We start from the raw sequence: 13157 nt of genomic DNA on the forward strand, positions 1-13157 counted from the left end.
TATCTTCAAAAATCCACGCTCATGAAAATCTATGATACCATTAAATATCACAAATTGCCCAGGCGATGGTATTGAGCAAGATATCAAATTCCTGGCCGCTGGTTACTGGTCACGACTCGGCTGAGCCGTTCGGCTCTGCTTGACGAAAACGATCTCAAAAACAAAAATGGTACTTAGTCCATTTTGCCACAACCTATAGACGCTGAAACTAAATTAGCTGTTGTAGAATACATCTCTAATCCATAACCCAAAACCTATTCTCAAAATAGTAGATCACGTTTTCCGGTTGGCCAGTTGAGTCCGCCTCCGGCGGATTGAGCCCGGAAAAAGGGGGAAACTGCGTAAATTTATTTTTTAACCGGCAAACGGGCTAACCCGCCTGAGGCGGACAAGCGGGTAACGGGCTCAACCTGTAAAATCCGAGCATTTTGAATCGCTTTATAATCCGCCACGAATATTGGCGGATTAGATGCATTTTGAGGATAGGTTTTAAATGTAGCCCTTGAAAGATCGGCGGACTACGGCGCTGTATACCCAATCGATCAGCGTGACAAAATCATAAACCGGCATCTTGATAGCATCCTGGACGGCCCGGCCGTGAGTGGGAAAGAGCGTGCACTCTAAAAGCATGGATCCCACCTCCGGTTGTTCTTCCACCATATTGCGCGCCAGCTGCACCAGTCCCTTTTCGAGTTGATAAACATTGTAATGCCCCTCGCCGGCCAGGATTTTCTGCATCTCGGGCAATACCTCTGCGCCGCTGATAATCACCCGGGAAGGATCCGCTATCCCACAATTTTTAAGCACCGGGGCACCGTTGAGAACCTCGCCATTGGCAGTGAGCACCCCGACTTTTTGCTCCGGCTTCAGAGAGTTGAGGATCAGCGGAACCTGCATCAAGCTCGAAAAAAAGCAGGGTACATTCAGCTCACTGACCACCTGCGGCAAATAGTTGCCGAAAAAGCCACAAGCACCGATAATGGCCCGACAGCCCTGCCGCTGCAGGTGCTTTCCGGCTTCGATCAGCTGGGATAAAACCGCCGCATCCAGCTCGGGCGAAACAACGCTTTCCACCGAGGCCGCCTCGATAGATGTATACAGCACCGGGTATTTAAAGGAGGTGGCGTTTTCAACGCTGCCCGGGGGCATGGCATAACCGGCCTGGCCAAAAAGGATGATCCCAATGGCCACACCGCTGACAACCTGTCCATCGATACTGTGAACCTCTTCATCTTTCAAATGGCTTGTATATGTGTACATACTGTCCTCCCATATAAAAAAGGTGTCAGGTTTCAGCCAAAAAAAGTGTTCAGGTGTCGGGTGTCAGGTGTCAGGTGTCAGGTGTCAGCAAAAAAATGACTGTGAGTAGAATTTGATAATCATTGTGTCAACGCTTTCGCTATCCTGACACCTGAACACTGACACCTGAAACCTAAAATAAAAAAGTGTTTTGAAAATCGTTGGCGGTACCCAACGCTATACCAACTTTAGTCGATTCAGCGTCTCCTTGAGGGGCACACCGGCTGAATCCCAGCCGCGATGTTCATAGTACTCTTCAAGCATTGTCGCCAGATCAACCACCTGGCCCTTGGCCGGTCCCTCGGGCATAGGCTCTTTGAGCATTCGCGGCGGCAGGCTGTCGTCTTCCCTGGTAAATCCCGCCTCCGTCAAAAAGAGTCGTTCCAGGTTGTAAATGCGTTCACCGGCTTCAAGCAGCCCGGCCGGATCATAGCCTATTCCGGTGGCAGCACTCATGGCCTCGGTCATACGGTCAAGCTCCAGGCTTTCATCATGTTTCATCAAATGCCGCATGGCCACAAAGGCGCATACCCCGACCGAGTCGACTACAGCATAGATATCCTGCATCTGCTTGCAATAGCGGGCCTTGTCCTGCTCAGTAAGAGGATCGAGTCGAAAATCAAAATAGCCAAACTCCAGGTAGATCATATCGCCTTTCATATGGGAGGCGCCAATGTTGGAAGTCGCATAAAGAATGCCCATGCCTTTGGCCCCTCGTGGATCGTAACCTGGAAGCTCCAGCTTTTTGGCGGTTATGGAATACTCCGGGTGGCCGTATTTCTGGGCCAATCGATAGCTGCCTTCGGCCAGCTGGTTGCCGAATCCTTCCCGCAGACCCGTTTGTTCGGTCAGTGCGACCATAGCTTCCGCATCACCGAAGTTCAGGGTTCGACCTACGTCCTCCTGGGGCAGCAGGCCTTTTTCGAACAGCTCCATGGCGCAGCCGATGGTCATGCCCATCGAAATGGTATCCAGCCCCAGCTCATTGCAAAGGTAGTTGGCCTTGATGATCGCCTCCAGCTCATCCACGCCGCAAGAAGAGCCCAGGGAGGCCAGGGTTTCATATTCCGGTCCTTCGCCCTGTCCCTGCCAGCGGGGATGATCCATTTTTGTGATGCGGCCGCAGGCAATCGGACAGCCCCAGCAGGCGCCGGGACGAACCAGATATTTCTCGGTCAGAACAAGTCCTGAGATCTTATCGGCCCCTTGAAAGACACCGGTCTGAAAGTTGCGCGTTGGGCACATACCGGCCCCGGAGGTCACCGGCGGCATGTAAGCGGTTCCGTAATCTCTCAGAACCAATTTGCCGGCGTCGGCTGTCGCCTTGACTTCATCTCGAATTTTGCGTGAGAGCGCTTTGACGCTTTCCGGTTCGGCCAGGCTTACTTTCTGGGATCCCTTTATCACCACGGCTTTAAGTTTTTTGGCGCCCATCACAGCGCCCACCCCGGCTCTGCCGGCAGCCCGGTGTTTGTCATTCATGATCGCAGCAATACGAACCTGGTTTTCACCGGCCGGTCCGATGACGGCTGTTTTGGCTGATTCGGTGGTCTCATCCCGCAGGATTTGGTCGGTTTCCGGCACAAGCCGGCCCCAGAGATGATCTGCCGGCCGCAATTCAGTCTGCCCATCTTCAACATATAAATAGACCGGTTGCGCCGCTTGGCCCTCGATGATGATCATGTCAAAACCTGCTTTTTTCATCTCGGTCGGGAAATAGCCACCGGAATTTGAGCAGGTCAGGGCGCCGGTCAAAGGGCTTTTAGTAATGACCATGTAGCGGGCGCCGGTGGGAATTGGCGTGCCGGTAAGGGGCCCATTTGCCATGATCAGTTTATTTGCAGCTGAAAGGGGATCGACCTGTGGATCGACCTCATCCATCAGATAGCGAACAGCCAGCCCCCGGCCACCCAGATAATCTTTCAGCTTGCTCCGGGGAATCTTCTCCTTTGCAACAGTGCCGGCCGTCAGGTCAACCCGCAATAATTGCCCTCTCCAAGCATGCATGTCATTTACCTCCTTGGTTATGGGTGTTATTTAATGCCGGCCGCGCAACAAGGCACCGGGCGCAACCGAGACCCCTTCATCGAAACGGGACAGGCGCAGGGGGTTGTCCGCAGGCTTCATCCGGCCAATGATCATGTCCGCCGTCCAGCGGCCTGCGGCCGGTGAGAGCATGACCCCGGGCCAGTAGGCACAGTTGAGAAAAAAGCCGGGAACGCTTTCGACCGGCCCAAGGATGGGCTGGTCATCCGGAGCGTGCACATACTGGCCGGCGTGAACAACGAGGTCGGGTTTCTTGAAATCACCGATGATGTCATTCCAAAAAGGAGACAGCACACCGACTTTGTCAAAGGTATAAGCCGGAAACTCATAATCTCCGAGAGGTTTTCGCATCGGCTCGGTTTTGGGCTCTTCTGGATCATGCCAACCCATCAGGGCGCCGCCGGTTTCCGGCCGCCAGTACGAATCGTTGTCGATATCAATAGTCAAGGGTGCATCCTGGGGTATGCGTGGATGGGGCGCGACAAAGACCCTTTGCCGCCTGACCTGGAAAACCGGCAACTCAACCCCGGCCATCTCGCCGATCTTGATGGCAAATGGGCCGGCGGCGTTGACGACGGTTCGGGTAGAAATCGTTCCCCGATTGGTCACCACTGCACTGATCCCCTTCGCATCCACGACAATATCCTGCGCCTCAGTCTCGAGGAAAAATTGCGCCTTTTGAGAGCCCTTCGCCAGGCCCTGGGTGGCTTCATGTGCTGAAAACCAACCATCTTTGGCGCGAAAGGCGCCGGCGATCACATCGGCCGAAACCCAGGGATAGCGAGCCCGGACATCATCGCCGATCCAGAACTCGGAATCAGTGACACCGACCGCATGATAGCCGTCGACTGTCTTCTTGATCTCTTCGAATTTGCTTTCATCTTTGCTGATAAACAGATAGCCGCCGTGACGCAGGTTGATTTGATAGTCCGAGATGCCGACCACTTCGGCAAAGTTCTCCCAGACCTCGATGGATTCCCTGGCCAAAGCCGCCATGGCCGGTTCGGTGAACTGGGCCCGAAACGATTCGATCGATGCCGCCGTTGTCAGTGTTGATAGCCCATCACGTATCTCAACCAGGATGGTTTTCAAACCCGCTTTAGAAAGCCAAAAAGCCGTTGCCACGCCTACGATCCCGCCTCCGATCACAACAGCATCCGCCGTGCGATCGGCCGTATCCGGCACAAAAATTTTACCCATACCCTCTTCCCCCCTTTTTTGATAGTTTCAGTTCGGCTTTATAAACCGTTCTAAAAATTATCTCAATAATTCATCAGGTTGAGCCCGTTACCCGCTTGTCCGCCTCAGGCGGGTTGGCCCGTTAGCCGGTTGAAAAAGATAGAGTAAGACATCTTTCCTTTTTTAACGGGCTTAATCCGCCTGAGGCGGACTCAACCGGCTAAATCCAGAAAGCTAGTCGAGTGGCAGGCGCCGGAAGTACTCAGGATTTTCCGGATTATAATAATGGTCTACCGGCCCATTTTCCTGGTAATGCTGGTGCCACCGCTTGAGGGCCTCTCTATCCAACTCGACACCCAGACCGGGGCCTTCGGGTACATCCACTACATTGTTTTTGGGTTTAAATGGGCCGCCCTTGATGACATCGCCGATCTGCCAGCGTTTTAAGGATTGACTGGGCTCGTATATCCATTGCATGGCTGCGCTGACATGTAAATATGCCGCCGTACAGATTCCCGCATCGCCGCTGTAGCACCAGAAACCGACGCCCATAGCTTCACAGGCACCAATGAAGCGAATAGCCCGATTGATCCCCCCCAGCACTGCAAAATTGGTTACAAAGGTATCCGGCACCCCCAAAGCCACCGCCCGCCGAATGTCGGGCACGTGGGAGGAAAACGGTATGCTTGAATGCTGACGCAAGGCCGCCATTTCCTCAAAGGTCGCCACCGGGTCTTCATAGTTGCGGATGTTATAGGGTTCGATCTCGCGCAAAATCTGGCGGGCGGTCGACAAAGACCAGGCCATGTTTGAATCCAGACGAAGCATCACTTCGGGGCCGAGTTTTTCACGCAGGCATTTGACCGTGGCAACTTCAAGATGGGGATCTCCGAGCGTTAACTTGCCTTCAAACATGGAGGAGCCGTGTTCTTCCCGCATCTTCATACAGTAATCGGCAACCGCCTCAGGGGTAACCTCACCACCACGTCCATCTTCTTCTACCCGAAAACAAAAGTATTCGGTAAATGGAATTTTCTTGCGCACAGCACCGCCCAGCAATTCATACAGCGGTTTATTCCACGCCTTGCCCCGAATATCCCACAACGCGATCTCTATACCGCCGAACGCCTTGACCACAGAGGCGTCGTCGGTGTTTTGAACGACGCACCACTCCGGCAGGCAGCGCATCTCACAGGCGGCGATATCGATGGGATTATAGCCGATCAATCGCGGCGCCATGTCATTGTTGATCACCTCGGCGCAGTCTCCTGACGGGGATTCACCCAGGCCGACAATGCCTTCATCGGTTTCGACTTCGATAATGGTTTTGGTCGTACCCGGATAGGTCCCCACCGACCAATAAAAAGGCGCCTCGAGGGGGATGTTGACAGGGGTTGCCCGCACTTGGGTTATTTTCATTAGCAGTCCTCCTTCCTACCTTGCATAAAATTAATGAGAAATAGAAACTACATTAATAAAACCAAGTCAACTGTATAGGTCATGCAAGGTATCAATATTTTTTTTAAAAGGATCAGATCATATTATCTCATTAATTTTCCCCTTGCGGGCGAGCCAGAAGCCTCCATCGGTCCGCCTCAGGCGGATTATTAAGGACGAGACATAGTTCAATATAGTCTCGTCCTTAAATGCCTTGCATATGAAAGCCTCCGGTTTGTGCAAGAATTATCTCTCAAACTGTTTAGAGCAACAATCGACAATGGCGGAATGAATTATCAGCAGCGGAATCGTGCACTGTTTGAATGCATTAGGGTGCGTTGCGAAAGAACAGCTCCTAACCCAAAAGCTGCTGATGAGCGTGAAGCTGATTTTATCGTTTGCCCATTATTTTATATTTGATAGCCGGTCTTTCGTTACGCCCCCTTATGCATGAGTTTGCACGATGCAGTCGCTGATTATTCATGCAGCGATCGAATCAACAAAACTCTCTGATCCTCACCTAATTATGATGTCGTCAATCTTGCTCTTTGACAACTTCACCCAGGCCCAGACGTTCAAGCGTCTCCTCGGTGGGGATTCCGTTTTGATCCCAGCCCCGGGCGCGGTAATATTCATCCAAAAGCGTATCAAGCTCCTTTTTGTTGAGATAATGACCTTCATTGGGGCCGCTGGGAGTCGGCTCCGTGTAAAACCTGGCGGGTGGGTAATCCAGGCGGCGCCCGAAATCTTCGACTTCACGGGCACTAAACAGCCGCGTCAAATTCCATATCCGTTCGGAGACTGTTAGCAACTCCTGCCAGGTTTTCTTTTTGCCGGTGATCAGATAAAAAAGTGTTTCGTAATTTTCCTGCTCAAAACCCAGCTCCATGTATTGCAACCGGCAAATCCCAAGGACATCAAACAGTGGGCGGGTGTGCTGGCTATCGATCACATATTGAGCACAATCCGGCTTTACAATGGCCTTGGGCATTTTTTCCGAATCGCCGCCACTGCTGATCAGGTCATGAACACTGGTCCAGGCACCAGCCACATCGTACCCCAGCACCCAGGCACGGTTGTGGTGAGCACCGATATCGGCCGTCATATAAGCCAACATCATCGAAGGCGCATTGCGGGTTTCATAGCCGGTCCATTCGAGTCCTTTGACATGGATGGCGAAAGCATCTGATCCTTTTCCGATTTTTTCGGATGCGACCTTAACACCCTCGGCCAATAGATCGCCAATGCCTTCACGCCGGGTGATCTGATTGAGCAAAAAATCGACGGTTGGCAAATCAGCAAACTTAATCTCACGACCCACCTCAGCGGTACCGATAAGTTTCTTTTCGAAGCATTCAATGGCCCAGGAAATGACTGCGCCGGCGGAAATGGTATCGAGGCCCAGTTCATCACACAGATAATTGGCATAAGCTACCTCTGAGATGGTTTGCAGCAGGCAGTTGCCACCGAAAAGCGCGATAGTCTCATATTCCGGCCCTTCCACATATGCGTTGCCCAGATCGGTTTTGGTGTGACCGTACTTGCCACACGGCGTGGGGCAGCAGTAACAGCCTTTGTCGGTAATTTTTAGCTGTTCGAGAATGGCTTTGCCGTTGATATCCTGGTAGTGGTCGGCATAGGAGGTCTGAAAATTCCGGGTCGGAAAAACACCGACCTCGTTGGTCCAATTGGTGATACCGGCGGTGCCTTCGGGTGTCCATTCTTTAAATCCGGGTTTAGCAAATACCTTCTGATAGGCATCCTTGCCGGCGGCATAGGCCCCTTCAACATCATGGAGCGGAAGGCTGCCGGTGCCTCTGACGGCGATGGCTTTGATATTTTTGGATCCCAACACAGCCCCCACACCGGTACGCCCGGCCTGTCGGCCGAAATCATGAGAAATGCAGGCAAACCGGACCCGGTTTTCGCCGGCCGGCCCGATGGTCATAATTTGAAAATCTTCACCCAGGTCTTTTTTAAGCTGTTCTTCACACGATAGGGCGCCCATTCCCCAATAACCATCTGCCGGACGGATCTCTACCCGCTCATCATCGATAAACAGATAGCTTGGAGTTTCTGATCTGCCCGTTAGCACCAACACATCATATCCAGCATACTTCAACGCCGGGCCGAAATGGCCGCCCATGTTGCTGTCGGCATACCCGCCGGTGGCCGGTGATTTGGTGGCAAAATGAACTTTTCCGCTGGCCGGCAAAAAGTATCCTGAAAGGGGCCCGGTGGCCGCCATAAACATGTTTTCGGGACCATAGGGGTCCGTATTCGGTGGCAGCTCATCATAAAGCAGTTTGGCCAAAAAACCCCGGCCACCGATATAGTCTTCAACCAGATCGTCGGGCAACGGTTTTTTTTCAACCTCTCCGCGGCTCAAATTTACTCTTAAAATTGCTCCGGCATATCCGTTACGCATATCCAACACTCCTTTTCTAATGTATTACCTGAATCTTGACACCGCTAAGCTTGATCGACAGCAACCATTTCCAGGGCTTGACGGGGACAAATCTCAGCACATTCTCCGCACAGGGTGCATTTGATGGGAACTTCCATTTGCTTATGTTCAAAAAGAACATCATGCGGGCAATCTTCCACGCATTGCAGGCATCCTGTGCATTCCTCCGCATCAATGATAAAGGCATCGTTTTTGCGTTCGATGGCCTCCACCGGGCAGACCTCGGCACAGACGCCGCACTGATCGCATAAATGAATGTGGTAATCTCCCGGAGCGGGAAAACGCCCTTCGATCCGCAGGGCCGCTTTGGCAGGATTAACCTCGCGGAAATTTTCCAGGGCGCAAACCACCCGGCAGACCCCGCAGCCGGAACAGTTTTCATGAATTGCTTTAAGCTCCATTGCCATTCTTAACTCCTTTGCGTTGTTCATTGTCTGTTTGTATTTATCCCAGCGTATCTATGAACCGTTTTAAATCTTCGTCGGCATCAGCCGGCAGGGCCGGTTCGCTATACTCGCCCAATATCTGCTTAACCTTCTTGTTCGCTGTTTGCAAAATTTGTTGCGAACCATTTGCCAACCAAGTATCGAAGTTGTCACGATTGGACAGCATTGGTTGATAAAACTCTTGGCGAAAATGTTCAAAAGTATGATCCTGGTCCAGAAAATGACCACCGGGACCAACCGCTTTGATCACATCAAGGGCCAGGGTGTCGGCGCTCACCGCATATGCATTTTTGATGCGTTTGACCATACCGCAGATTTCATCATCGATAATGAATTTCTCATAGGACATACAGCTGTAGGATTCCAGGATACCGGCGCTGTGTAAGACAAAATTAACGCCACTTACCTGAGCCATCAGCAAACTCATCATTGATTCATAAGCCGCCTGGGCATCCGGCACCTTGGCGTCACTGACGGCACCACCGCCTCTGACAGGCAGATTGTAAAACCGTGCCATTTGCGCCGTAGCAGCGGCATTGACCGCCATTTCCGGTGAACCGATACTCAAGGCACCCGAACGCATTTCAGTATTGGAAGAAGAGCCCGAAAAAACCACGGGCGTCCCTTCCCGCACCAGCTGGGCCAAAACAATCCCCGCCAGAATTTCAGCGTTTTGCAGCGCCAGGGTACCGGCCAGGGTGGTGGGCCCGGTGGCACCGGCAATCACCAATGATGAAATCAACTGCGGCTGTCCGGCACGGGCATATTCGATGATTGCCCCCAGCATACGCTCATCATATACCAGCGGCGTCAGGGAAGTCAGAATACTGATCATGCGTGGTTTTTCGACCAGCTGGTCTTGGCTGCCGAATAAAATGGACGCCATTTGGATACTGTCTTTTGCCCCCTGCGCCCCCATGGCACTTCCCATAAAGGGTTTTTCAGAATATTTCAGGGCCGCATAAATCATCTTGGCATGTCGGATATCATGGGGCACATCGTTGGGCTCAATAACCATGCCGCTGCAGATATCTTGATACGGGCTGGTTTGGGTTAGTTTGACGAAACTTTCAAAATCCTGCAGGCTGCCTTCCCGCCTGCCGCCGTCCAGATCGGTGACAAACGGTGCGCCATAACCCGGAATATAGGCCATGTGATCGCCCCCCAGCACAACATCGGCATCGGAATTGCGTGCATAGAGAGTAAACTCAGCCGGTGCCTTTTTGATCTGCGCCTCAACCAGTTGTGCAGGAAAAAATGCCCGCTCACCATCGACCCGGGCTCCACCCTTTTTCAAAATCTCCAGCGCCGGTGGATAGCGAAAATCAATGCCAACCGATTCCAGGATATTCAATGAGGCTTGATGTATTTGCTCAACCTGTTGTTGTGTCAAAAATTCATACCATTGCATGTTGAAGAATTCCTTTCAAAGCACCTGCAATTTGCCGGTCAGAGGTCAGCTGCGAGTATTGACCACCCGCTGCAGCTCGATTTCTACCAGCCCCAGGTGTTTCTGCATGTATTCGGAGGCTTTTCGGCCGTCACCGATCTTGAGACAGTCAACAATTCTTGAAGCGGTAAAAATCGCCTGCTCCGGCGGGCACAAACGATCCGGCATAAACTTCTCATAATATTCATGGGATTTTTCAACAACCAGCTTCATCATTTCGCAGATCATCTCATTGTGGGTGGCCTCCGCGATGGCCACATGAAATTCAAAATCCGGATCATAGAATTTCTTGATATCCGACTGACAGGCCCGCATGCGCTCCAGCGCTTGAGTGATTCGCTCAATGTCTTGCGCGCGCGCGCGTTGTGCGGCCAGTTTGACCGCATTGCACTCTAAGATTATTCTGAGCTCCATTAACTCTATGATTTGTTCAGCCACTAGGGTATTTTGAAGATGGGTTAAATCTAAATCATTTACGGGAAGGTCTTTTCTGACAAAGGTACCTTTTCCCTGGGCAGACTCTAAATAACCTGAAAGGACCAGGCCTTTGATGGCTTCCCGGATGGATGAGCGCCCAACACCAAACATCTGAGACATGTCACGCTCTGTCGGCAGTTTATCGCCCGGCTTAAGTTGACCCGATTTTACGTGTTCAACAATTTCGTTAATGATAATTTCAGGGGTTGAGCTTTTCTGAATGGTTTTAAATTTCATCAACTGACAGTTCTCCTTGATATATGTTATCGGCCAAGGCTGACCAAGGGGACACTGGGCGTTTTCATTCGCTCGCAGATTCCTGACCCACACCTAGCTCTTCGCGGGTGAATCGGATACTATCGACAACGGCCTGGTACTCCCTTTGGCGGGCTTCCTCGGGGCCGTCGTCTTCTGGATCAAACTCCACTTCAATATTCAGACGCTTCATATTCGGATTGGCCCGGATGATCTTGTAAGCCTCTCGCATGGGGACATCTCCGGTTCCGGTGGCTACCCCCACGATACGGCAGCCGTATTGATCAAAGACAATGCGATGATCGGAAAAATGGTTGGTGAAAGACACCGGAGCCAGCTTTCGGATGGCCGTCAACGGGTCTTCGCCCACCATGAGCGAGTTGTTGGTATCCACACATGCGCCTACATAGGGGTGGTTTACCCGATTGATAATCCAGAGCACTTCATCGCTGAAGGCCTCGGTATGATTCTCCAGACACAGCCGTACCCCCGCATTCTGGGCCACAGGAGCAGCGGTTTCAGCTTTGCGGGCAATTACTTCCAATTGGGGGATCACTGCCGGATGAAAGGCAGAGCCGCACACCGGGTGCGGTCTGTTGACATCCATGCTAATTTTTCCGATATCCGAGCCAATTTTTTCGGCGATGGCGATACCTTCTTCCATGGTATTGGTCAGGCGGTCATCGTATTCAGATGCATCTAAAGAAAAATTGTACTCCAGGAATAGTCCTCTTTCTTCCGCCGCTAGGCGCACATCGCGCAGGTGGGCTTCATCGGTTTTGCCCAGATCGGCAGCCGTTAGATGCAGCCCGTCGAGCCCTAGCTTTTTAGCCTCATCCATCAAACCAAAGACATCCCAGACCGAATCCCATTGCAGTTTATAGCCGCCCCAGTTTTGTCCCATGCCGTGCAGATGAAAACTATATGTATGTAGTCCCAATAGCATAACAAGCCCTCCTAACCCGGTAAAATCACAAAATTTCCAATGTGTTCTTTTGCTAAAAACGCTTCTTGTGCTTTTTTGATGTCATTGATTGAAAATTGCTTGGCCAGCAAAGGACGAATTTCACCATTTTCGATGTAGTTAACAAGATCTTCAAATATCCCGACCGGCATGACAGTGGCACCATGCATCTCAATATCTTTTAGGTACAGGGTGCGCAGATCTAGCTCGACAAGAGGTCCGGCGATAGCCCCAGAAGTAACGTAACGCCCGCCCCGGCACAAAAGGTTAAAACACGTTGAAAAAATAGCCCCTCCGACGACATCGGCGACGACATCGGCTTCGCCACTTGGCAAAATTGTTCGGATCTGATGTTCAAGATCTTCTTGGCTTCGATCCAATACGGCATCGGCTCCCAATTCTCGAATTGAATCCATTTTTGACTTGCTCGTGATGGCCAATACCCATGCACGCCTTCTTTTCGCTAGCTGTACCAGGGCTGAACCCACCCCGCCAGAAGCGCCCGGAATAACGATTTTTTCACTCTCACTTAGCCTGACACGATGCAGCATATGTTCTCCGGTCGAATAAGAGCAGGGAAATGTGGCTAATTCGGCATCAGTTAATTTGGATTCAATCAAGAAAGCATTTTCCGCGGGCACATTGGTAAATTGAGCAAAGCCGCCATCACGTTCGCTGCCAAGATAGGTTGCCAGATTCCGATCCTCCGGCTCCGATGGATCGCGCAGCCAGGGGTCAACAATGACGCGTTCTCCGATGCGTTTTGAAGAAACATCACCACCTACCGCCACAATGCGACCGACAACATCAGCACCTTGAATACGCGGAAAGGCAAGCGTCCCTCCGCTCCAGGAGGCATCTTTTCCCGATAACCTGTCTAATCCATCCGAACCGCCTGTTGAAGTTGTTCCGCTGTTGACCCGTTTTGAATACCAACCAATCCGGGTGTTGATATCTGTGTTATTCATTCCACAGGCACCCACTTTGATGAGCACGTCGTTGGCTTTTGGTTCAGGCACAGGCATATTGTTATGAACAATTAGTTTATCGAGCCCCCCATGTCCCTTAAGAACAGCTGCAGTCATGTACTTCGGAAGGGACATTTCACTTTTCTCCTTTTTCTCGTTTGTCTGCGTA

Annotated in this window: 10 protein-coding genes; all 10 read right to left on the reverse strand. The window is 51.6% G+C overall.

From position 1 onward, the window contains the following. Positions 1-489 precede the first annotated feature (489 nt). Positions 490-1260 carry a hypothetical protein gene (locus tag QNJ26_13770; GenBank protein MDJ0986604.1) on the reverse strand — a complete coding sequence of 257 codons (771 nt, stop codon included), beginning with the start codon at positions 1258-1260 and terminating at the stop codon, positions 490-492. A gap of 216 nt (positions 1261-1476) precedes the next feature. Then, on the reverse strand, positions 1477-3306 hold the full coding sequence (locus tag QNJ26_13775; protein ID MDJ0986605.1) for an aldehyde ferredoxin oxidoreductase family protein: 1830 nt from the start codon (positions 3304-3306) through the stop codon (positions 1477-1479). Positions 3307-3336: 30 nt separating this feature from the next. Beyond that, a complete protein-coding gene (locus QNJ26_13780) occupies positions 3337-4545 on the reverse strand; it encodes an FAD-binding oxidoreductase (GenBank protein ID MDJ0986606.1) in 1209 nt (402 codons plus the stop codon). A gap of 213 nt (positions 4546-4758) precedes the next feature. After that, entirely contained in the window at positions 4759-5943 is a 1185-nt protein-coding gene (locus QNJ26_13785) for a mandelate racemase/muconate lactonizing enzyme family protein (GenBank protein MDJ0986607.1), read from the reverse strand. Between the two features lie 553 nt (positions 5944-6496). Then, positions 6497-8389 (reverse strand): aldehyde ferredoxin oxidoreductase family protein, encoded by a 1893-nt coding sequence (locus tag QNJ26_13790; protein ID MDJ0986608.1) that lies wholly within the window; start codon positions 8387-8389, stop codon positions 6497-6499. 44 nt (positions 8390-8433) lie between these two features. Further along, positions 8434-8835, reverse strand: a complete 402-nt coding sequence (locus tag QNJ26_13795) for a 4Fe-4S binding protein (protein MDJ0986609.1) — start codon at positions 8833-8835, stop codon at positions 8434-8436. 37 nt (positions 8836-8872) lie between these two features. Beyond that, entirely contained in the window at positions 8873-10285 is a 1413-nt protein-coding gene (locus tag QNJ26_13800) for a trimethylamine methyltransferase family protein (protein MDJ0986610.1), read from the reverse strand. A 45-nt stretch (positions 10286-10330) separates the two neighbouring features. Continuing rightward, positions 10331-11038, reverse strand: a complete 708-nt coding sequence (locus QNJ26_13805; protein MDJ0986611.1) for a FadR/GntR family transcriptional regulator — start codon at positions 11036-11038, stop codon at positions 10331-10333. A 64-nt stretch (positions 11039-11102) separates the two neighbouring features. After that, a complete protein-coding gene (locus QNJ26_13810) occupies positions 11103-12002 on the reverse strand; it encodes a sugar phosphate isomerase/epimerase (protein ID MDJ0986612.1) in 900 nt (299 codons plus the stop codon). Positions 12003-12013: 11 nt separating this feature from the next. Next, positions 12014-13123, reverse strand: coding sequence for an alcohol dehydrogenase family protein (locus QNJ26_13815; protein MDJ0986613.1), 1110 nt, complete (start codon positions 13121-13123; stop codon positions 12014-12016). Positions 13124-13157: the final 34 nt, after the last annotated feature.

Source organism: Desulfobacterales bacterium, assembly GCA_030066985.1.
In the GTDB taxonomy this organism is placed as follows: Bacteria; Desulfobacterota; Desulfobacteria; order Desulfobacterales; family JAHEIW01; genus JAHEIW01.